The 19,920-nt window shown below is 68.5% G+C and carries 21 protein-coding genes; 13 read left to right on the top strand and 8 right to left on the bottom strand.

Going from position 1 to position 19,920, the window contains the following annotated elements:
- Positions 1-71: 71 nt before the first annotated feature.
- Positions 72-1,862 (bottom strand): DEAD/DEAH box helicase, encoded by a 1,791-nt coding sequence (locus IU450_RS15085; protein ID WP_195150407.1) that lies wholly within the window; start codon positions 1,860-1,862, stop codon positions 72-74.
- A gap of 62 nt (positions 1,863-1,924) precedes the next feature.
- Between IU450_RS15085 and IU450_RS15080 the strand changes: the two genes are divergently transcribed.
- The gene (locus tag IU450_RS15080; protein WP_195150406.1) at positions 1,925-2,779 is read left to right on the top strand and encodes a carbon-nitrogen hydrolase family protein; all 855 of its coding nucleotides are present in this window, start codon (positions 1,925-1,927) and stop codon (positions 2,777-2,779) included.
- Between the two features lie 11 nt (positions 2,780-2,790).
- On the top strand, positions 2,791-3,414 hold the full coding sequence (locus IU450_RS15075; RefSeq protein WP_195150405.1) for a phosphoribosyltransferase: 624 nt from the start codon (positions 2,791-2,793) through the stop codon (positions 3,412-3,414).
- Between the two features lie 6 nt (positions 3,415-3,420).
- Here the strand turns inward: IU450_RS15075 and IU450_RS15070 are convergent, their stop codons facing one another.
- The 5 genes from IU450_RS15070 to IU450_RS15050 form a co-directional block, all read right to left on the bottom strand.
- The gene (locus tag IU450_RS15070; protein ID WP_195150404.1) at positions 3,421-3,945 is read right to left on the bottom strand and encodes a gamma carbonic anhydrase family protein; all 525 of its coding nucleotides are present in this window, start codon (positions 3,943-3,945) and stop codon (positions 3,421-3,423) included.
- Between the two features lie 184 nt (positions 3,946-4,129).
- Complete coding sequence (locus IU450_RS15065) at positions 4,130-4,951, bottom strand: ESX secretion-associated protein EspG (protein WP_195150403.1); 822 nt, start codon at positions 4,949-4,951, stop codon at positions 4,130-4,132.
- On the bottom strand, positions 4,948-6,249 hold the full coding sequence (locus IU450_RS15060; protein WP_195150402.1) for a WXG100 family type VII secretion target: 1,302 nt from the start codon (positions 6,247-6,249) through the stop codon (positions 4,948-4,950). Before IU450_RS15060 ends, IU450_RS15065 begins: the two co-directional genes overlap by 4 nt.
- Positions 6,242-6,676, bottom strand: coding sequence for a hypothetical protein (locus IU450_RS15055; RefSeq protein WP_228834553.1), 435 nt, complete (start codon positions 6,674-6,676; stop codon positions 6,242-6,244). The genes IU450_RS15060 and IU450_RS15055 overlap by 8 nt, the downstream gene beginning before the upstream one ends.
- Before the next feature lie 34 nt (positions 6,677-6,710).
- Positions 6,711-7,427, bottom strand: coding sequence for an alpha/beta hydrolase (locus IU450_RS15050; protein WP_195150401.1), 717 nt, complete (start codon positions 7,425-7,427; stop codon positions 6,711-6,713).
- A gap of 66 nt (positions 7,428-7,493) precedes the next feature.
- Between IU450_RS15050 and IU450_RS15045 the strand changes: the two genes are divergently transcribed.
- On the top strand, positions 7,494-8,447 hold the full coding sequence (locus IU450_RS15045) for a hypothetical protein (RefSeq protein WP_195150400.1): 954 nt from the start codon (positions 7,494-7,496) through the stop codon (positions 8,445-8,447).
- Between the two features lie 63 nt (positions 8,448-8,510).
- Here the strand turns inward: IU450_RS15045 and IU450_RS15040 are convergent, their stop codons facing one another.
- Positions 8,511-8,819, bottom strand: coding sequence for an antibiotic biosynthesis monooxygenase family protein (locus IU450_RS15040; protein ID WP_195150399.1), 309 nt, complete (start codon positions 8,817-8,819; stop codon positions 8,511-8,513).
- Positions 8,820-9,062: 243 nt separating this feature from the next.
- On the bottom strand, positions 9,063-10,061 hold the full coding sequence (locus tag IU450_RS15035; RefSeq protein WP_195150398.1) for a helix-turn-helix transcriptional regulator: 999 nt from the start codon (positions 10,059-10,061) through the stop codon (positions 9,063-9,065).
- A gap of 96 nt (positions 10,062-10,157) precedes the next feature.
- On the opposite strand from IU450_RS15035, the gene IU450_RS15030 reads away from it, so the two are divergent.
- The 10 genes from IU450_RS15030 (at position 10,158) to IU450_RS14985 (ending at position 19,833) form a co-directional block, all read left to right on the top strand.
- On the top strand, positions 10,158-11,294 hold the full coding sequence (locus tag IU450_RS15030) for an epoxide hydrolase family protein (protein ID WP_195150397.1): 1,137 nt from the start codon (positions 10,158-10,160) through the stop codon (positions 11,292-11,294).
- A complete protein-coding gene (locus tag IU450_RS41310) occupies positions 11,240-12,532 on the top strand; it encodes a Gfo/Idh/MocA family protein (RefSeq protein ID WP_416382869.1) in 1,293 nt (430 codons plus the stop codon). The genes IU450_RS15030 and IU450_RS41310 overlap by 55 nt, the downstream gene beginning before the upstream one ends.
- 68 nt (positions 12,533-12,600) lie before the next feature.
- Positions 12,601-13,263 carry a hypothetical protein gene (locus IU450_RS15020; protein WP_195150395.1) on the top strand — a complete coding sequence of 221 codons (663 nt, stop codon included), beginning with the start codon at positions 12,601-12,603 and terminating at the stop codon, positions 13,261-13,263.
- Positions 13,260-14,129: a sugar phosphate isomerase/epimerase family protein gene (locus IU450_RS15015; protein ID WP_195150394.1), complete on the top strand. Its 870-nt coding sequence runs from the start codon at positions 13,260-13,262 to the stop codon at positions 14,127-14,129. Before IU450_RS15020 ends, IU450_RS15015 begins: the two co-directional genes overlap by 4 nt.
- Positions 14,119-14,895, top strand: coding sequence for a sulfotransferase (locus IU450_RS15010; RefSeq protein ID WP_195150393.1), 777 nt, complete (start codon positions 14,119-14,121; stop codon positions 14,893-14,895). Before IU450_RS15015 ends, IU450_RS15010 begins: the two co-directional genes overlap by 11 nt.
- Positions 14,896-14,912: 17 nt before the next feature.
- Entirely contained in the window at positions 14,913-15,329 is a 417-nt protein-coding gene (locus tag IU450_RS15005; RefSeq protein WP_195150392.1) for a glyoxalase, read from the top strand.
- Between the two features lie 358 nt (positions 15,330-15,687).
- Entirely contained in the window at positions 15,688-16,920 is a 1,233-nt protein-coding gene (locus tag IU450_RS15000) for an Ldh family oxidoreductase (RefSeq protein WP_195150391.1), read from the top strand.
- Positions 16,917-17,639, top strand: coding sequence for a polysaccharide deacetylase family protein (locus IU450_RS14995; RefSeq protein ID WP_195150390.1), 723 nt, complete (start codon positions 16,917-16,919; stop codon positions 17,637-17,639). Before IU450_RS15000 ends, IU450_RS14995 begins: the two co-directional genes overlap by 4 nt.
- The gene (locus IU450_RS14990; RefSeq protein ID WP_195150389.1) at positions 17,609-18,532 is read left to right on the top strand and encodes a glycosyltransferase family 2 protein; all 924 of its coding nucleotides are present in this window, start codon (positions 17,609-17,611) and stop codon (positions 18,530-18,532) included. Before IU450_RS14995 ends, IU450_RS14990 begins: the two co-directional genes overlap by 31 nt.
- Entirely contained in the window at positions 18,529-19,833 is a 1,305-nt protein-coding gene (locus IU450_RS14985; protein ID WP_324197676.1) for a nucleotide sugar dehydrogenase, read from the top strand. Before IU450_RS14990 ends, IU450_RS14985 begins: the two co-directional genes overlap by 4 nt.
- Positions 19,834-19,920 lie beyond the last annotated feature (87 nt).

The raw sequence follows: 19,920 nt of genomic DNA, 5'->3' as shown, positions 1-19,920 counted from the left end.
GCGTGCGCCTCATTACACACGGACGGCAACACTGTAGCTAGCGCGCCTGACCTCGGCCTACCCTGCCCGGTTCAGGAACGCGGCTTGCGGCGCTCCGGCCGTTTGACACCGTCGCGCTCCCGGCGCGGGCCGCGGCTGAACGGGCGATGCTGCGGCGGCCCCTGATCCAATTGCAACTGGATCAGCACACCACTGATCCTGGTGCGCCGCAACGCCTCCAGTGTTTCCTCCGGCAGCTGCGCGGGCAGCTCGACCAGGCTGTGGTCGGGACGGATGCTGATGTGCCCGAAGTCGCTGCGCCGCAGGCCGCCTTCGTTGGCGATCGCGCCGACGATCGCGCCGGGCACCACCCGATGCCGCTTGCCTACGCTGATTCGGTAGGTCGCCAGCTCGGTCCCGGTGGCGCGGTGGTGCGAACCACCCTGCCGGTCCTCCTCGAAGCGGCGGGCGGGCCGCTCGCGCGGGGTCCGGTCCCGCTGCGGGCGCTCCACCGGCTCCGGCTCGGGCTCCATGAAGAAGTTGTCGCCGTCGTACGAGCCGATCGCCAGCGCCGCGGCGATGTCGGCCAGCGGGATGTTGTGCTCGCGCTCGTAGTCCTCGATCAGCTTGCGGAACAGCGGGAGATTCGACGAGGTGAGATTCTCGGTGATGGCGTCGCCGAACTTGGTGACGCGCTGCGCGTTCACGTCCTCCACGCTGGGCAGCTGCATTTCGGTCAGCGGGTGCCGGGTGGCCCGCTCGATCGACTTGAGCAGGTGCCGCTCGCGCGGCGCGACGAACAGCAGCGCCTCGCCGCTGCGCCCGGCCCGGCCGGTGCGGCCGATGCGGTGCACGTAGGACTCGGTGTCGTGCGGGATGTCGTAGTTGACCACGTGCGAGATGCGGTCCACGTCCAGCCCGCGCGCGGCCACGTCGGTGGCGACGAGGATGTCGAGCGAACCGGACTTGAGCTGGCCGATGGTGCGTTCACGCTGGTTCTGCGCGATGTCGCCGTTGATCGCGGCGGCGGAGAAGCCCCTGGCGCGCAGCTTCTCGGCGAGCTCCTCGGTGGCCTGCTTGGTACGGACGAAGATGATCATCGCCTCGAACGACTCGACCTCGAGCACCCGGGTGAGCGCGTCCAGCTTGCGCTGATGCGAGACCTGCACCCAACGCTGGGTGATGTTGGTGGCCGTCGAGGTCTTCGCCTTGACCGTGATCTCGACCGGATCGTGCAGGTACTGCTTGGAGATCTTGCGGATCGCGGCGGGCATGGTCGCGGAGAACAGCGCGACCTGCTTGTCCGACGGGGTATCGGCGAGGATGCGCTCGACGTCCTCCTGGAAGCCCATCTTCAGCATCTCGTCGGCCTCGTCGAGCACCAGGTACTGCAGCTGCGACAGGTCGAGCGTGCCCTTCTCCAGGTGATCGATCACCCGGCCCGGCGTGCCGACCACGACGTGCGCGCCGCGGCGCAGGCCGGATAGCTGGACGCCGTAGCTCTGCCCGCCGTAGATGGGCAGCACGTGCAGGCCGGGGATGTGCGCGGCGTAGCGGCCGAACGCCTCGGCGACCTGGATCGCGAGCTCGCGGGTGGGGGCGAGCACGAGGGCGCGCGGGGTGCGGCCGGTGGCCTCGAGCCCCATCAGGATCGGGATGGCGAAGGCGGCGGTCTTACCGGTGCCGGTCTGCGCGAGACCCACGACGTCGGCGCCGGAGAGCAGCGGGGGAATCGTCGCCGCCTGGATCGGCGAGGGCGACTCGTAACCGACATCGGCGATGGCCGCGAGGATGCGGTCATCGATCCCGAGATCGGCGAAGGACGGGCCGTCAATGTCCCTGTCGTCGTCGCCAGGAACGCTGTCGACCTGATTGGTGCTCATTGACCAGGAGTTTACTGCCTCGTGCTGGTCGTCCCGGCCACCGCCCCAATACGGTGAGACGTATGCAACTGGACAACTCGCCCGCGCATCAGGACCCGACGCCGGATCAGCTGGACGTGGCGGTCGTCCAGTTCGCCCCCTCGACCGATCCCTCGGCGAACCTCGCGGTGGTGCGCGAACACGTCCGCGCGGCCCGCGAGCGCGGTGCGCGGGTAGTTGTCGCACCGGAATATTCGATGTTCGCCGTCACCCGGCTCGATGAGCGGGTCGTGGCCGTCGCCGAGCCGCTGACCGGCCCATTCGTCACCGGGCTCGGGAGCATCGCGCGCGAGTTCGGCGTGTTCCTGGTCGCCGGAACGGTGGAGCAGGTGTCTCCCGGCGGCGACCGCATCCGCAACACGCTCGTCGTGCTCGGGCCCGACGGCTCCCTGGTCACCCGCTACCGGAAGGTGCACCTCTACGACGCCTTCGGCCACCTCGAATCCGACGTGGTGGAGCCGGGCGCGATCGAGGCGCCGGTCACCTTCACCGTCGGGGATGTGACATTCGGCATGCAGACCTGTTTCGATCTGCGCTTCCCGGAGGGCGTGCGGCGGGTCGCCGCGGCGGGCGCGCAGGTACTGCTGCTGCCGGCCCAGTGGATCCCCGGACCGGCCAAGGTCGATCAGTGGACCACACTGCTGCGGGCGCGCGCCATCGAGAACACGGTGTACGTCGCCGCCGCGGATCAGGCCGCGCCGCGCGGCGCGGGCGCGTCGATGATCATCGACCCGGCCGGCGCGGTGCTCGCCGAACTCGGCGACGAGCCGGGCGTACTGACCGCCGGAATCGACCTGGCGTACCTGAGCAAGGTGCGCACGGCCAACCCGAGCCTCGCGTTGCGTCGATTCGCGATCACCGAGCGCGGACCGGAGTAGCGTTCGAATCGATGGTGTACGCCGATCGGACCTCGGCCGGTCGCGCGCTTGGTGCGCATCTGGAGCACCTACGCGCGTCGAACCCGCTGGTGCTCGGCCTGCCGCGCGGTGGGGTGCCGGTGGCGGCGGCGGTGCGCGAGGTGATCGGCGGCGACCTCGACATCCTTCTGGTCCGCAAGCTGGGCGTGCCGTGGCAGCCGGAGCTGGCTTTGGGCGCCGTCGGCGAGGACGGGGTCCGGGTGTTGAATCCGGATGTGCTGGCGCACACCGGGTTGTCGCCGAAAAAGGTCGACTCGATCGAGACGCGGGAGCGCGCCGAGCTGGAGCGGCGCAGGCAGGTACTGCGCGGTGCGGCGCGGCCGATCCCGCTGACCGGCCGCACGGTGGTGATCGTCGACGACGGCATGGCGACCGGCGCCACCGTCGTGGTCGCCTGCCGGGTCGCGCGGCTGCACCAGCCCGCGCTGGTCGTGGCCGCGGTCCCGGTCTCCTCCACGGAGGCGATGCGCCGGGTGATCGATGAAGCCGACGAGGTGGTCTGCCCGTGGGTGCCGCGCTCGCTCGGCGGTGTCGGCGGCGCCTACCGGGATTTCCACCAGCTCGCCGACGACGAGGTCACCGCGCTGCTGTGCTGACCGCGGTCAGAGCTCGGCGATGCCCTTGCGGTGGCGTTGCGCCAGTTCCGCGTAGAAGCCCGGGTTGAGCCGCACCCACATCTGCGCCTGGGTGCCCTCGATCGGGCGTTTCACCTCGGCGGGGGATCCGGCGGCGAGCACGCCGTCGGGGATCTCGGCGCCGGGCGGCACCAGCGAGTGGGCGGCGATCATGCTGCCCGCCCCGATCTTGGCCAGGTCCAGCACCGTGGTCCCGTTGCCGACTATGGCCTCGGCGCCGACCGCCGCGCCGTGGAACACCACGCTGTGCGCGATGGTCGCGCCGGGACCGATCTCCATCGGCACGTCCGGCGGCACGTGCAGCACCGCGTTGTCCTGGATGTTGGCGCGTTCCCGGATGACGATCGGCGCCAGGTCCGCGCGCAGTACCGCGCCGTACCAGATCGAGGCGCCCGCCTCGACCCGGACATCACCGATCAGGGTCGCCGTCGGCGCGACGAACGCCGTCGGATCGACCTGCGGCCGTTTGCCTTCGAATTCGTAGAGGGGCACTCGTACACCGTAAATGCTGTTACGGCGTGCTGGTCGACGTCGCCGCCGGAAACTCGCCGTGCACCGAACGGTTCGGCCGGAATCCCCTCGAAGGCCCTGACCGGTGCCGTTCGAACGCATGGCGGCCCGATCTGCTCGGTCACAAGTCGAGTGCCGGTTCGCACGACGTGGCAGTGCGTGCGAATCAACGCCCGGCGTAGGCCGTCGACGTGCGCGCGGCGGCGGTGACCAGTGGACGCAGGTGGGCGGCGAAGCGTTCCGCGGTCACCGCGTCGACGTCGACGTCGGTGCCGGTGCGGACCGCATACCGCCCGTCGGCGACGACATCGATCCAGCACAGCACGCCGAACGGGTGCAGTTCGCCCGCGCCGCGGCGGGCGGAGACGACGATCTGGCCGATGCCTTCGCGCGGCTGCCTGAGCAGCCGCCGGATCCGGGCGGGCGTGGACGGTCCGGCCACCGGGACGGTGACCAGGGCGCGGCTGTCCTCGCCGACCTGGGCCAGGGGAGCGGTCATGCGCGCGAGGGTGCCGGGGTTGTTCTCCGGCAGCATCGAGACCACCCGAGCGCACAGGCTTTTCGAGCTACCGGCGAACAACCGCACGTCGCCGCCGCGGTCGGGGGTGGCGCCGGGGCGCTGCGCCGCGACCACCGCGATGTTCCCCGCGGCGGCGCCGAGAACACGCACGGGACGCGCCGTCGGCTGAGGTCCCTGCCCGATTTCGGTCGCCGGTGCGGACGGTCGCGGCCCGCCGTCACCGGGTGGCGCCGTGTCACGCTGCCCGAATACCTCGATGCGCAGGTCCGGCTGGGCGAGAACGCGCAGCGCCGCTTCCAGATCCGCGTCCAGCACCTGATCGCACCAGCGGTCGAGCGCGGGAAGTTGCGCTGCCCGCTCGCCGGTGTCGCGCGCCGACAAGCGCACTGCGAGTGGATAGGGGATGCGATCTCCGTCGGTGCGCGACCAGGCCAGCGCGAACTGGTCCGGGGTCAGCGTCCAAATCACTCGTACTCGGTCCATTCACCGAGCACGGGCGGCGTGGTCGGGTCGAGCGCCCCGATGAGTTCGCCGCCGTCGTCGGAGGGCTCGAGGAAGGTGGGAAGGTCGTCGAGGTCGAACTCGTCGTCCTCGTCGTCGATCGGTACCGGGCGCGCGGTCGCCGCGTTCGCGGCCACGCTCGACCCCGCGCGCGGGGTGTCGGCGGCGGCCAGCGCACCGCCCATCAGTCCGCCCACCGCGCCTGCGCCCAGACCGGTCACCGCCGCGTCACCGTTGTCGTCCTTCCTGCGCCGCTCGTCGCGCTTGCGCTGCTCCTCGGACACGCCCTGGCCGCCGACCCCCGGCACGGTAGTCGGTGCGCTCGTTACCGAGGCGGGCGCGGTCGTCGGCCTGGGCGCGTTCGCGGCGGTTGCGGTGTGGAGGACTGTCGCGGCCGCCGCCGCCGTCGTCGTCAGCGGTGCCGTGGCGACGGGAGCGACCCTGGACGCGGGCGTCGCCGGTGTTTCCCCCGCGACCGCGGCAGCGGCGGGCGCGACACCGGCCGTGGAGGTCGACGGTGTGTCCTCGGCGGGTGCCGGATCGGCGGTCGTCGCACCTGTGCTCTGCTCCGGGGGCCTGCTCGGCTCCTGCAGGTGTGTCCCGAGTGGAACTGGTGGCCCGTCGGGTGAAACGGGGGTGGCTCCGGTGATCTTGCTCGCCGGTGCGGTGGCGGGCGCCGGGGCTGCCGGCTGGTCGGTCTCGTCGGGGAACGCGGGCACGTCGGTGCCGGTGCGGACGAAAACGCCCGCGTAGATGTCGTTCATCGCGCGCACGACGTCTTGGCGCGCGTGCTCACTCGCCTTCTGTCCCGCGACATTGCTGGTCGCCTGGGAGGGATCCAGCAGCGCCGCCCCCAGATCGGTCGCGTCGGCCGAAGGCTCGGGCACCGCGGCGCGCAGCGCTTCGGCCGCGTCGCTCGCTTGCCCGAGGCGCTGCGCGACCACGGCGAACACATCGGCGAGGTCCTGGCCGCTCTGCTCGAACACGCGCACCACCGCGTCCGCGCTGGTAGCCGCCGAGCCGCGCCAGCCGTCGGCGATCACCCCGCGAATCTCGGTGTGCGCCTGGAAGATGGCGTCGGCCAGCTGCGCCGCGGCGTCACCCCAGGCTTGCCTGCCGCCCGCGAGGACCGCCGGATCCAGCAGCTGGACTCCGGCATGGATCTCGGTGTGGGTGAGGTTGTCGAACACTTCGACCTGCGGCGCGTAAGCGGGGTCGGTGCGGCGGTGCCTGGCCCGCTCGCCTGCGCGGGGCATCTCACGCATGCGCGGCTCCTGTCACGTCGATCCGCTCGACCGCCAGCGCGAGCGCCTGGTCGGCCTGCTGGTAGGCGGCAGCTGCGGCGCGGAAGGTCTGGGCGAGTTCCCGTGCCGCGGTGGCGTATTCGCTCAACCGGGCGATCGCGCCGTCGGCCTTGCGCTCGAAACCCGCGCGCAGCGCGTCGCCGGAGGCGAATCCACCGAAACCGGGCAGGGCGATCGCGGCGCTCAGGACGCGGATCTGCTCCTCCACCCGGTCGGCGAGCAACTCGTAGCGGCGCGCGCAGCGTTCGTGCGCGCCGTCGGCGACCAGCAGGCCGTCGATCCACAGCGAGCCGTCGTCGACCGCTCGATTCAGCGCGGCGATATCGACGCCGGGTGCGGTGGTCTCGGCGGGTGGCTCTCCGCCGAACCCGTTCTCCTGCGATGGCATCTGTGCCGTCCCCCTTCCTCGTCCGAAGAGCGGTTCACGGATGTCGTGCCAACCCCACGACGACACCCTGCATCCAATCCGCGATGTCGGCAGTGACCCGCGCGTGCACCGGCTCGTGCAACAGGTCGTGCCCTGCGTCGATGTACTCCCGTAAATCTACCGATTCGTGGCGGCTAGTCCAGACCCTGATCGCATCGATCGGTGCGCGCCGGTCATCCACGCCGTGCACCGCGAGAACCGGAAGTTCGCGCGGCAGTGGAGTTCCCGGCGCGTCGGTTGCACCGCCGCCCAGCGCGCGCCTCGGGACGCCGGACAACACCAGGCCCGCGAGCGTGTCCGCCGGCAGGGCGGGCCGCAGCGGGATATCCCGTTCCAGTACGGCCGAATCCGGCTGCCCCATCGCCGGATCCGGCACCGCCGCGCCGAGCATGCCGAGCGCGGTGACCGCGCCGAGCGAGTGGCCCATCAGGATCAGTGGCCTGCCGGTCGCGGCCAGCTCGACCAGCCGCAGCGCGTCGGCCACCAGTTCGGTCAAGCTGCCCGGCCGCCGCGGATCGCCCTCGCTCAAGCCGTGCCCGGAAGTGTCCAGCGCCCACACCTGCGCACCGGCGGGTTTCACGGCGCGCGCGAAGCGATGGTAGTGACCGCTGTGCTGGCCGATTCCGGGCAGCAGAACCACGGTGTAGAGGGGGTCTTCGATCGGCCACTGCCGATAGTGCATCCGGCCGCGCGCGCCGTCGAAAAATGGCATTCACCGATAGTGCCAAAAATCGCGTCGCGGATGGGACCACACGATTTCGACACGAGGACGGATAAAATGCGCGGCGACTCACTCCTCCCCGAGCCCGAGGTGCCCGCGTTGCGAACTCTCCGCCGTCCAGGGGCCTTCCTCTTGTCCGCCACGGCGCTGACCCTCACCGTCGTGCTCGCGCCGGGCGCGGAAGCCGCGCCGCCGGTCGCCGCATGCGTCCCCGCGGCGGCGGTCACGGCTGTCGCGGCGCCGGTACCCGTGCTCGACTGGGCGGAGAACCTGGGGTACGACGCGCAGGGCAACCTGTGGGTCTCGCGGCTCTACCGCAACGAGGTCCAGCGCTACGACGCCGCGGGCACGCTCACGGCGACCGTTCCGGTGGAGTTCCCCGGCGCGGTCCGGCTCGGTCCCGACGGACTGCTCTACGTCGTCTACGGCGACGCGCCGGTCAGCGTCGTTCGCCCCGGCGGCGTGCTCCGGTTCGATCCGGCGGCGGCCGTGCCGAAGCCGGAAGTCTTCGTCTCCGGGCTCACGATGCCCAACGGCGCGGCGTTCGACCCGAGCGGCAACCTGTACGTCGCGACCTTGTCCGGCGTGGTCAAGGTCCGTCCCGAGGGGTCCGTCGATACCGCGTGGGGAGCGCCGCTGGCCGGACTGGCCGCCAACGGCGCTGCCGTGCACGACGGCCTGCTGTACGTGACCGCCAACGGCGGGCCGCTCGGCCGGATCGTCCGCATCCCGCTCACCGCCCCCGCGGATCGCGCCACCGTCACCGACCTGTCCACGCGGCTGCCCGGCATCCCGGATTTCGCCGACGACCTTTTGGTCGACCCGACCGGCATTCTGTACGTCACCACCCTCACCGGCCAGTTGATCCGCGTCGATCCCGCCACCGCCGCCGCGTGTGCCGTTCTGCAAACGCAGCCACTCACCGCCGTAGCCGCCGTTCCCGCCCAGCCGGACCAACTGATCGCCACCACTGAATCCGGCGCTCTGCTGCGAGTCCACCTTTCCCGCTGAACCCGGGTGCGCGTAGCGGCTGCGAGAAGTGCGCTGGAGTGCGCAACCCGAAATCCGGTCGGCTCAGGTGTATTCGGCTACGACTTCGTAGAGGGCCGGATTCGCGTCGGCTGTCTTCCTGGCGTCGTCCACGGATGCCAGGACCGACGGGTGGGCTCCGGCTGCCTCGCAAGCCTCGGCGCTGTCCCAGTGTGCGACGTTGACCAGCTGGAATCGCGTGTCCGGCAGGAGCGCCCGGTGCAGGCGGACATCGCGGAAACCCGGAGCCTCGCGCATGATCCGCGCACGTTCGTGCCAGTTCTCGACGAATTCATCGATCTGCTCGGCGGGTATCTCGAAGACATTGATGAAGGTGACCCCGTCGTCGGTCATGCGAGTGCCTTTCTGTTCCTCTGCGTGAATGAGCCGCACCGGCAGTGCGGGCGCGCGTCGCGGATTGCCGCGCCGATCCCGCAGACACCAGTCTTTGCGCGCCGGTGCGCCCCGTCGAGGACAGGTTGTCCACAGATCCGGACATCCGCGGTCGATGGCACTGCGACGGGCAACTCGCAGAGCAGAACGACGCCGCACCCGCTGAGAGGCGGAGCGAAACGATGTGGTCGCCGGGCCGGATGTCTAGGCGTCGGCACGGCGCGGCGGTCTGTCGCCTGGATTCGGGCTGATCGCGCGCTCGGCACGGTCGGCGATCGCGCGCAGGTGTGCGATCAGTTCCGGCGGCTCGTGGACCTCGAAGTCCACGCCCAGCCCGAGTAGGCGGTGGGCCAGCCATTCCGGTGCGTCGTCGCGCAGGGCGTCGATCCGGCAGGTGCTCCCATCGATCGCGACGACCTCACCCCGGTCGTCTCCCAGCCGTCCCGCGACTCGGTCGGCGGAAGTGTGGATGGTCGAGTGCAGCCGGAAGACCGGTGCGCCCCAGTCGGTGCGGCGGCCCGCGACGTAGGCGGCGGCATCGGCGGCGGGTAGCGGGCGCGGGGTGAACCGAGCGGCGGTGGGCTGCGGACGGTCGATCCGGTCGACCCGGTAGACGCGCCAGTCGGCGCGGTCGAGGTCGTAACCGACCAGGTACCAGCGCCTGCGGGCGGACACCAGGCCCACCGGTTCGGTATTGCGCCTCGTTTCGGCGCCCGCTTCGTCGCGGTAGGCGAAACGCACCCGCTCCCGGTTCGTCACGGTCGCCGCCAGTGTCGCGAGGACTTCGGCGTCGACAGCGAGGCCGTCGCCGGAGGGCGGGGTCAGCGCGGCGGCGAGCACCCGCACCCTGCGCCGCAGCTTCGCGGGCAACACCTGCTCCAACTTGGCCAGCGCCCGGACCGACGCCTCTTCCATCCCGGCCACCGCCGACCCGGCCGCGGCGCGCAATCCGACCGCGATGGCGACGGCCTCGTCGTCCTCCACCAGCAGCGGCGGCATGGCCGTGCCCGCCACCAGGCGGTATCCGCCCGTCGCGCCGAGCGTCGCGGTCACCGGATAGCCGAGTTCGCGCAGCCGGTCGATGTCGCGGCGCACGGTGCGGTCGGTGACGCCGAGGCGTTCGGCCAACTCGCTGCCCGGCCATTCGCGCGGCGTCTGGAGCAGCGACAGCAGCCGAAGCAGTCGGGCCGGGGTGTCGTTCATGAGAGAGAGGATGCCCGAAATCTAGGACCTGATCAGTCCTAGATCCCTCCTAACGTCGTCGTCGTACCGCAGAACCGACCGGCAAGGAGCCGCCCGATGACCGACATCCGCCCGTTCCGCATCGAGATCCCGCAGGCCGACGTGGACGACCTGCACGACCGGCTCGCCCGCACCCGCTGGACCGCGCAGCTGCCCGGCTCCGGCTGGGATCGCGGCGTGCCGGTCGACTATCTGCGCGAACTGGCCGAGTACTGGCGAACCGGATTCGACTGGCGGGCGCAGGAAGCGGCGCTCAACGCGTTCCCGCAGTTCACCTCGCGTATCGAGGGTCTCGACGTGCACTTCCTGCACGTTCGCTCACCGGAGCCGGACGCGACGCCGCTGCTGCTGACCCACGGCTGGCCGAACTCGTTCGTCGAATTCACCGAGACCATCGGCCCGCTGGCCGATCCGCGCGCCCACGGACTCGATCCGGCGCAGGCGTTCCACGTCGTGGTGCCCTCTGTCCCCGGGTTCGCGTATTCCGAAGGCCCGCGCGAACCCGGGATGACGCCGGGCAAGGTGGCCGGGATGTGGCTGACGCTGATGGATCGGCTGGGCTACCGGCGTTTCGGCGCGCAGGGCGGCGACCTCGGCGCTTACGTCGCGCCCGAACTCGCCATCGCCGCGCCGGACCGGGTGATCGGCGTGCACCTCGACGGTGGGATCGGGATGCCGACCGAGGCGGACGTGCCCACCATGACGCCGGACGAGCGCGCCGAGTGGGATCTCATGCAGCAGTGGATGACCGGCGGGGTGGACCACCACGTCCTGCTGCGCCACGCCCCGCAGACCTTCGCCCACGCGTGGACCGATTCGCCGGTGGGTCTGCTCGCCTGGCTGATGCAGAAGTTCACCGAGTTCGCCCCGCTCGCCGATCGGGTCGAGGATGTGATCAGCCGCGATCATCTGCTGACCAACATCAGCGTCTACTGGTTCACCGACACCGTGGCCTCGTCGTCCTGGCCGATGTACAACGGCCTCGGGGACGGCGGATTCGTCTGGCCGAAGGGGCAGAAAGCGGTGCCGACCGGCACCTACGGCGGCGGCTCCGCGCTGATGCGGCGGCTCGCCGAACGGGACAACACCATCGTGCACTGGCCGCGAGGCAACACCGGCAATCACTTCGTCGCGATGGAATGCCCGGACGCGCACGTCGCCGACATCCGCGCGTTCTTCGCCGCCCTGGATTGAGGCCCGGCGGCTTCATCCGGCACGGTGCCACTCGGAGGCCGGCGAGTGGCGCCACGATCGGTCGACCGCATGCCGGTCCGCGCTTTCGTGCTCGCTACCGACGGCAGCGAGAACGATGCTTGTGCAATCGAAGTGGTTGCCATAACCTAGCGGCGGGGAAGGCTGAGCAACAACCCATTTCGATGACACGGTCGTTGGATGGCGTCGAGCTCCGCCGGAGTAAAGCTTGTAACAGGGAGGGTAGGTTGCATTACGGGGGGGTATCGGCGACCCGGCGCGTCGGCGTCGCGGTGGTCGGTTTGGGTAATGCCGGGCAGGGACATATCGCTGCCATCGAGAATTGCCCGGAGTGCTCAGTTGTCGCGGGTGTCGAGCCGGACGCGGAGGTAGCGCGACGAGCTTCGATTCCCATTCGCGATTTCACCGAGGTTCTTCGAGACGATGCGACAGATGTCGTGGCGTTTTGCCTGCCGCCCGGTGGCAGAGCTGAACTGGTGACTCGCGCGCTGCGATCCGGTAAGCACGTCGTGGTCGAGAAGCCGCCGGCGCAGGACGTTTCCGAGTTGGACGGTCTCACCGCGACGGCGCGAGCCGCCGAACGGTTCGCGGCTGTCATGTTCCAGCATCGATTCTGCTTGCCGGACCAACTCACCGCTGTCGATCCATCAGTGCTGGCGGACCGTTTCGCGGGTGCGATAGGGAGTCTCGTCGTTTCACGACCGCGGGTCGACACCTACTACGAGCTGGGATGGCGATCGCATGCGGCTGTGGCGATAGGTGGCGTCACAGCTCACCTCGGTGTCCACTATTTGGATCTGGCATGCCAAATCCTGGGGCCGATAGCTGACGCCGAAGTGCTGTCCCGGGTCGAGGCGGCACCCGGTGTCGACAGCGAATTGGTCGGTCATATCCGTTTCGTCTCCGGAGCGGTTTTGAATGTCACCGTCACCAGCCGCTCCAAACATCGGTGCGAGCACCTTGCCATCTTCGGCTCGAACGACCGCGTGGAGATTCGGGACGGCGCCTGTACCGGCGAATTCGACGGATCGGCGATCACCCGGGCTGCGCGTCCGGCGGTGGAACTGCGAGCCGAGGTCTACCGTCGCTTGTCGGTAGCTGTCCGGGACGGTAGCGATCTCGGAGTTATCGCGTTGTCGCGCAGTAGGTTCGTCACCGACGCGCTGGCTCGCCTGTCCGGCGCCGCCGCGATCGCGACGGGTGTCGACAGCGCATGGTGAAGACCGAATCCAGCGTTGGCGGACGATCGCGCTGCGAAGGGTTGGGTACCGGACTGAGTTCCGGCACCATGCCCGAGAGTTCGGCAGCGGAATTCGCGGCATCGACCTCTGCTGCCGGAGGTGCGGGCGTCGATCTGCGAGCGGGCAAGGGGCACGGCTGGGAACGCGACGGCATCGGCGAGGGCGTCGCCGCGGTACTCGCCGCGGGGCTGTCCATCTATTTCCTGGGGCTGGGACTACGGCTCGGTGAGCGCGAGCTGCGCTGGGAGTCGATCCATCCGGTGATCGCCGTGCCGATCAAAGTGTTCTGCGTAGCGGAACCTGATCCGGCCCTGGTCGCCGCGCAGTGTGCCGCGGCAGCGGAGCGGGGGATCGAGCTACTGGTCGAGACGCACGAGGGCGGGCCCGATGTGGTGCGGTTGACCGAGTTGGCCGAACACACCGGAATCGGTGTGGTGCTCGACACGCTGGGACTGGCGCGGATCGGCGGCGCGAGCCGGACCCAGCTGCGCGAACTGGCCCCGCATGTCCGGGCCGTGCAGGTGAAGGGTTTCGAGCCGCCCGAGAACGGGTGGCGGCATCGCCCGCTGGAGTCGTCCGACCTGGATCAGGTCAGGCAGATAGTGGCTGACGGTGCGCCGGTGCGTGCGATAACTGTGGAATCCCGTGCGGGTACACCCCGTGAGGACTTGGCCGTCGTCGAGCAGTTGCGCGCGGAGGTGTGTCGATGAAGCTCGCGGTGATCGGTGATGAAGTAGCGCAGGACATCGAGGTAGTCGCCGAGGTGGCAGCCGCCTCAGGAGCGGTAGGAGTCGAGATCCGGTCGGTGGCCGACCGTGCGCCGGGTCTGCTCACCCGGCCCGAGCTACGGCGGATCAGGGATGTACTCGCTGCCAGAGGACTGACGGTGGCAGGGTACGCCCCACCTGCGTTCAAATGTCCCATCCCGGTCACCGACGATGATTACGCCGTGGTCGCCGATGAATTGAACAAGTTCACTGAGCAGGCTGCGGTCCTCGGCGCGCCGCATGTGCGGATATTCTCCTTCTGGAGAGACGGCGAGCCCGATCCGATCGGGGCCGCGCGCGCCGCCGCACGTGTGCTGTCCGAGGTGCGCTCCGATATACCGCTTGTCGTCGAGACGGGGACTCGAACGAACACGCCGACCATGCGCCACGTGCTCGAGTTCCTCGAGGCGTTGGGTTTTCCTGGTCTCGGAATTCTGTGGGATCCGGGAAACTCGGTGTTCAGTGGGTGGGACCCTGCGCCATTCCCGGATGACTACGACGCAGGCAGAACACTGATTCGTCATGTGCACGTGAAGGATCCGGCCGGCAGAACCGGCTATGTGCGGATCGGATCGGGCGATCTGCCCTGGCCCGCGATCTTGCATCGGCTCGCGGAAGACGGTTATGGGGGGTACCTGAGTTTGGAGACCCATTGGCGTATCGGCCGTGTGCTGTCCGCGCAAGAACGCGACACTCCGTGGGGAGACGATTTTTCCCGCGGCGGGCGGGCAGCGAGCGCCGAATGCCTCGGCATTCTTCGAACGATGCTCGATGAGATCCCGAAGGCGAGCCTCGATCATGAGCGATAAGCCTCCTGTGATCCTGCTCGGCGCCCAGCGGTCCGGCACCACGGCACTCGCTTCGGTGCTGGATGTCGCTTTCGACGAGGTCGGTGGCATATTCACGATCAACGGTAAGTTGCCGTACATCCTGCACCGGTGGGTGACAGCGCCGGATCTGACAGCGCGTCATCTTCGTGTCGATGAGATGATCTGGGCGTTGCGGCGCAAGCGGCCGTTCGGAACGCACAGCGAAAGATGGCTGGCGACAACGGAAACCGTTCTGCGCGCTGCCGCCGAAGCCGTGAGCGCCGGAGAGGTCACCGATCCGGTGCAACTGCGCCGCGACGTGCTCGACGGAGCGTATGCCGGCGCCACCCGGTTCGGTGAGAAATACAACGAGTACCTGCTCGAACTCGATTCGCTCGCGGAGAGCCTGCCGGAAGCGCAGTGGGTACTCCTGATTCGGGATCCGGAAGCGGTGACTCGGTCGACCCTGCGATGGTCCGGGGATCGTCCGTGGCGGCCACCGGACCGGGAAGCGGCCTTGGCGAAGTGGGTGGCATGGCATGAGCCCTGGCTGGCACATCCGCGTACCGCGGACCAGCGGCTGTGCACGGTCGTCGAATACAGTCAGCTCTGCGCGGGACGTGGACTGTCCCGACTCGGTTCGCGGCTCGATATCGATCTGACTCCGTACCGGGAGCAGCTCACCGAATCTGCGGCACCGACCGACGTCGCGCTACCCGCTCCGGTGCGCGACACGTGGACCCGGCTGCTCGGGCAAGCATTGTGACACGAAAGGCTGGACGCATGTCAGTTCTCCCGTACGACTCCGCGGCGACAGCGACCGAGTTCCACCTCGGTCTGCACCACGTCCAGTTGGCGATACCGCCAGGTAGTGAGCCGGAATGCCGGCGGTTCTACGTCGAGGTGCTCGGGTTGCGGGAGGTGCGGAAACCTCCTGTGCTCGCGGCGCGAGGTGGCCTGTGGGTTCGTGGCGACGGACTCGAGATCCACCTCGGTGTCGAACAGGACTTCCGTCCCGCGCGCAAGGCTCATCCGGGCATTCTCGTCGGACGTCTCGACGAGCTGGCCCGGAGGTTGACCGAAGCGGGCATCGAAACATCTTGGGACGAGGAGTTCCCGGGATTTCGCCGATTCTATGCGTTCGACTGTGTGGGCAATCGGCTCGAATTCATGTCTCCGCTGCATGATGGGGTGTCGTAAAATGGCACACGACAGGGTAGTTGACAAATGTCTCCGTAACGGTGGAGAATTTATTCGGTAGCGATTACCGGGTCGAAAGACCGGAAAGTCGCAAGGGATCGGTCGCGGGGAGATTCTCGAATCATGACTACCGATCCGGTCGGGGGTTTTCATATAGCAGAAGGGGAGTCTGCTGGTGCTCGAATTACGCGATGTCGTTCATGTTTCCGAAAATGAGGGGAATGAGCAGCTGCTACTGCGCGGCGCAACGCTCGTGGTAGAACCATCCGAAGTGGCGATGCTGGGTGGTTTGAGTCCCACGCAGCGACATGCTCTAGCTCAATTGCTCAGCGGTCGTACGCCCCCTCGATACGGATTGGTGCGAAGCGACGCGGACGTCGTCGTCCTCGATATCGGAGACACGCAGGAGCCGGATATCGAGTCGTATGGTCGGGATGAATCGGCCAACCGTGCGGTTGTGCTGCTGACCGGGGCTCCCGCGGTGGCCAGGAACGGATTGCGGGTCTTCGGTTTGCACGGCGGCGAGTTCGTTCCGGCAACTGTGCCGAAGCCTTCCGCGATAACCATGGTGGCGGCCGATGAACTGCGCTCCCGTGTCGAGAACGAGTTGGTACGAGCGGGCCTTCCCGCACGTCCGGCGCGAACTGTGGCCCGCGTTCTGGTGGATGCCGACATTCGCGGACATGCCTCGCACGGTGTCGGTCTTCTGCCGACATATCTGCGTCGGATCGCGGCCGGTGGGATTTCGCCGCAGGCGGAGCCGGTGGTCACGCAGACCGCGCCTGCGGTGATCTCGATCGACGCTTGCGGTGGCCCAGGGCAGGTCGCGGCGGAGTCGGCGGCCCGCCTGTGTGCCGACCGCGCTGCTGAGCAGGGGGTGGCGGCAGTCGCCGTCCACAACAACAACCACGTCGGAATGCTGGCGGCGTACCGGGATTCGTTCCAAGAACGCCAAGTTGTCGGTCTGCTGCTGAATATCTCCGGGCCCGCGGTCGCGGCCCCTGGCGCGCAACGTGCCACTCTGGGCAGCAACGCGCTGTGCCTGATCACCCCGGGACCGGTCGGCGGCGAACCGTTCTGCATCGATCTCGCGACCGGAGTCGTAGCTGCGGGCAAGATCCGGGACGCACTCAATCGTGGTGCTCCCGTCGCTGAAGGGTGGCTGCAAGACCCGGGGGGTCGGCCAACGCGGGATCCGGCGCAGATGGACGCGGGTGGCTCGATCCCGCTGTTCGGCGGATACAAGGGCTTGTGCGTGACCCTGCTCGTGGAGATTCTCGCCGGAGCACTGGCCGGTGGTCTGGTGAGTCCGCAGGTCAGCAAACAGCGCAAGCAGCCCGGCGCCGTCATGCGGTGTTCCCAGATGTTCGTCGGCTTCGCGGTGGGGCGTTTCGGCGCCACCGGTGAGCGGCAGGCCGTCCCCGCACTGGTACAGCTGCTCCGCCAGGCCGTACTCGATGGTTACGGCTCGCCACCCACCGAGCCCTGGTTTCCGGACCAAGCAGAGCACCGGCACACCGAACTGGCGCACTCCGCGGGTGTCCCGGTCCCGACAGCGGTCCTCGACGAACTGGGCTGGGCACGGCGATGACGGTGAAGTACGCCGACCCGCGGGTCGGTTCGGCTTCGGGATGGCCGTTGGTGTTGTACTTCCACCACGTGCGTTCCGGCATGACGCATTACACGTCTCTGACGCCCGGGGCTTTTCGTCGTGGGTTGGATCTGATCCTGTCGGAGTTCGGTCCGGCGCTCGACCCGGGAACGGTGCGGGCCGGGTTCGTCCCGCCCGACCGGCCGTCAGTCCTGATCACATTCGACGACGGTTACCGGGACAACTGGGAGAACGCCGCACCGATCCTGGCCGAATTCGGCGTACGTATCGCGCTGTTCTGCATCACCGACGAACTGACGATCGATGATCCGTCCGGCTCGAGCGGCGAATTCATGAGCTGGCGGCAGGCTATGGCGATGCGTGCGGCGGGGCATCTCCTGGCTGCGCATACCCGCACCCATCCGAAGCTCACCGAACTGGATGCGAGCAGTGTCCGGCAGGAGATCCTCGGCTCACTGTCGGCGGTGGCCGAGCGCACCGGACAGCCGACAGCGCTGTTCGCGTATCCATACGGCCTGGTACCGACGGGCACGGTACTCGGGTCCGATGTCCTCGGCTTCAGCACGATCAAAGCCGAGCCCGCTCCTTGGGACGCGGCGCCGCATCGGATTCGGCGGACCTACTTGCCGGCTCACGATCCCGACTCCTGGCCTGCCTTGGTTCGAGAATGGAAACGGCAGTGGTACGTATCTCAGTGATTATTCCGACCCGGAATCGGCCAGATGATCTGCGGCGCTGTCTGGCGGGGCTGACGGAGTGCGCGCAGCGCCTCGCGTCGACACCGGGCACGGTGCTGCACGAAGTCGTTGTCATCGACGACGCATCGACGCGGCCGGACGCATTGTCGCCTGTCCATGCGAGCGATCTGCCCGAAGTCGTGCTGTACAACCGCGAACGGATGGGCGCGGGCAGTAGTAGGGCACGCGCTGTCTCCGCCGCCTCCGGTGATGTCCTGGCATTCCTGGACGACGATGCTGTTCCACGCGGAGACTGGCTCACGGTGGCCGGCTCGGTTACCGAGCAGCGGCCGGCGATCACCGGCCGAGTGTTGCGGTTCGACACGGGGTTGGTCTCCTCGGCCAGGCAAGCGCGCTACGACGATCGATACCGATCGTTGTCCGCCGGAGATCCCGTCGGCTTCTTCGCCGGTGGCAACAGCGCGGTTCTGGCGTCGGCGTTCGAATCCGTGGGTGGGTTCTCACGCAGCGGTGTGGGAGGAGACAACAGCCTTGCCGAAGCGCTCGCCGGCAACGACAGACCCGTGCGGTTCGAACCCGAGCTGGTGATCGCCCACCGAAACGGCAAAGGGATGCGACGCGCGATTCTGGACTCGTGGTCCAGCGGCCGCGACCACGGGCAGGCGCTGACGATTCCGTCGGCGATTCAGTTCGTGCGCGCGAGCGGACTCGGTGACTCACCCGCGGTGCGCGGATTCAACCGAGTGTTGGGCGTTGTGCACGCCGCCGGGCGGATGGGCGTGCGGCAGGGAAGTTCGCGCTCGACGGGCCGCGTGCCTTCGCCGGGATCAGCGCCGGAGCGAAGTCGAATTCCGGATTGTCCGGATATCGATGCCGTGGTGGTGAACCGATGAACACGCGCATGCTCGCAGCTGCCCGTCGGACTACGCCAGGAACAGGGCCCGCACGAGCTACGGCCATATCCACCAAGATCGGCATAATCGGGCTCGGCTACGTGGGCTTGCCTCAAGCGCTGGCCTTCGCGGAGGCCGGTCATCCGGTGTGCGGTATCGATACCGATCCGGCGGTGTGCGCACTACTCCGTTCCGGCCGCAGTCCCGTGGACATCGTCACGGACGAGCGGATTTCCCGTACGAGCGAGCTGTTCGGCGTGACATCGGATTTCACGGATCTGCGCTCCTGTGACGCGGTGCTGATCTGCGTACCGACCCCACTCGGATCTGACCACAGGCCCGATCTGGTGCCGCTGATCTCGGCGGCCACGACCATCGCCGAGAATCTGCAGCCGGGGCAGCTGGTCGTGGTGGAATCCACGGTCTACCCTGGCGCCACCGACGGTGTGGTACGCCCGTTGCTGGAGCGAAGCGGATTGCTGGCCGGGCGAGATTTCCACCTCGCCTTCGCGCCCGAGCGCATCGACCCCGGAAACCAGAGCTACACCACAACGAACACGCCAAGGGTGATCGGGGGTTTGACGGCCGAGTGTGCTCGTGCGGCGGTCGGCCTCTATGGACGCGTGGTAACCGAGATCCACGTGGCGCCGGGCCTCGAGGAAGCCGAAGCGTCGAAAATCCTCGAGAACACCTATCGCCAGGTCAATCTCGCTCTGGTGCACGAGTTCGCGGCCTATTGTGCCGCGGCTGGAATAGACGCGGGCGCCGCTATCGCGGCCGCGGCGACCAAGCCGTTCGGTTTCCATGCCTTCTATCCGGGGGCGGGGGTCGGTGGTCACTGCATTCCGGTCGACCCGATGTATTTGGCGGTCGCCGCGCGTGAAGTCGGCTCGCCGATGACTTTGGTGGAGCGCGCACAAGAGATCAACGACGACCGTCCGCGACACGTGGCCGAGCGGACCGCTCGGCTGCTGGCAGGGCGCGGCGCGGGGTTGTCCGGCGCACGGGTCCTCGTTCTCGGTCTCACCTACAAGCCGAACGTGGCCGACGGCCGGAACACTCCCGCGGTCGGTCTCGTGCGTGCGCTGGCCGGGGCCGGAGCGGTCGTCTCGATTCACGACCCGTTCCTTTCAGAACTTGTCGTCGACGATGTGGTCTTGCACGTCGAACCAGACGTGCGATCCGCGATCGCGACGGCAGATCTCGTGCTGCTGGCTCAGCGGCACGAGCAATACGATTCGGCGCTCTTGCAGCAGGCTCGCCTGCTACAGATCGCCGACGTTCGATACGAGGGGAGGTGACAAGCATGGACATCGTGACCGAGGAAGCCACTGCCTGATTTTAGTTCAGGAGTGTGAAGGGCGTTGGGGGCGTGGACGCGCCCCCAA

The sequence above is a fragment of the Nocardia abscessus genome, from assembly GCF_015477775.1.
GTDB lineage: Bacteria > Actinomycetota > Actinomycetes > Mycobacteriales > Mycobacteriaceae > Nocardia > Nocardia abscessus_A.
Note: the sequence above shows the minus strand (reverse complement) of the source record. Positions and strands in the feature narration are given on the sequence as shown.

Excerpts from the sequence above, each read along its gene's own strand:
- IU450_RS15045 (WP_195150400.1), top strand. The coding sequence starts at position 7,494 with ATGCGCGGCGACTCACTCCTCCCCGAGCCCGAGGTGCCCGCGTTGCGA.
- IU450_RS15085 (WP_195150407.1), bottom strand. The coding sequence starts at position 1,862 with ATGAGCACCAATCAGGTCGACAGCGTTCCTGGCGACGACGACAGGGAC.
- IU450_RS15075 (WP_195150405.1), top strand. The coding sequence starts at position 2,791 with ATGGTGTACGCCGATCGGACCTCGGCCGGTCGCGCGCTTGGTGCGCAT.
- IU450_RS15010 (WP_195150393.1), top strand. The coding sequence starts at position 14,119 with ATGAGCGATAAGCCTCCTGTGATCCTGCTCGGCGCCCAGCGGTCCGGC.
- IU450_RS15050 (WP_195150401.1), bottom strand. The coding sequence starts at position 7,427 with ATGCCATTTTTCGACGGCGCGCGCGGCCGGATGCACTATCGGCAGTGG.
- IU450_RS15055 (WP_228834553.1), bottom strand. The coding sequence starts at position 6,676 with ATGCCATCGCAGGAGAACGGGTTCGGCGGAGAGCCACCCGCCGAGACC.
- IU450_RS15030 (WP_195150397.1), top strand. The coding sequence starts at position 10,158 with ATGACCGACATCCGCCCGTTCCGCATCGAGATCCCGCAGGCCGACGTG.
- IU450_RS41310 (WP_416382869.1), top strand. The coding sequence starts at position 11,240 with ATGCCCGGACGCGCACGTCGCCGACATCCGCGCGTTCTTCGCCGCCCT.
- IU450_RS15040 (WP_195150399.1), bottom strand. The coding sequence starts at position 8,819 with ATGACCGACGACGGGGTCACCTTCATCAATGTCTTCGAGATACCCGCC.
- IU450_RS14985 (WP_324197676.1), top strand. The coding sequence starts at position 18,529 with ATGAACACGCGCATGCTCGCAGCTGCCCGTCGGACTACGCCAGGAACA.
- IU450_RS14990 (WP_195150389.1), top strand. The coding sequence starts at position 17,609 with ATGGAAACGGCAGTGGTACGTATCTCAGTGATTATTCCGACCCGGAAT.
- IU450_RS15080 (WP_195150406.1), top strand. The coding sequence starts at position 1,925 with ATGCAACTGGACAACTCGCCCGCGCATCAGGACCCGACGCCGGATCAG.
- IU450_RS15060 (WP_195150402.1), bottom strand. The coding sequence starts at position 6,249 with ATGCGTGAGATGCCCCGCGCAGGCGAGCGGGCCAGGCACCGCCGCACC.
- IU450_RS15020 (WP_195150395.1), top strand. The coding sequence starts at position 12,601 with ATGCCCGAGAGTTCGGCAGCGGAATTCGCGGCATCGACCTCTGCTGCC.
- IU450_RS15035 (WP_195150398.1), bottom strand. The coding sequence starts at position 10,061 with ATGAACGACACCCCGGCCCGACTGCTTCGGCTGCTGTCGCTGCTCCAG.
- IU450_RS15015 (WP_195150394.1), top strand. The coding sequence starts at position 13,260 with ATGAAGCTCGCGGTGATCGGTGATGAAGTAGCGCAGGACATCGAGGTA.
- IU450_RS15005 (WP_195150392.1), top strand. The coding sequence starts at position 14,913 with ATGTCAGTTCTCCCGTACGACTCCGCGGCGACAGCGACCGAGTTCCAC.
- IU450_RS14995 (WP_195150390.1), top strand. The coding sequence starts at position 16,917 with ATGACGGTGAAGTACGCCGACCCGCGGGTCGGTTCGGCTTCGGGATGG.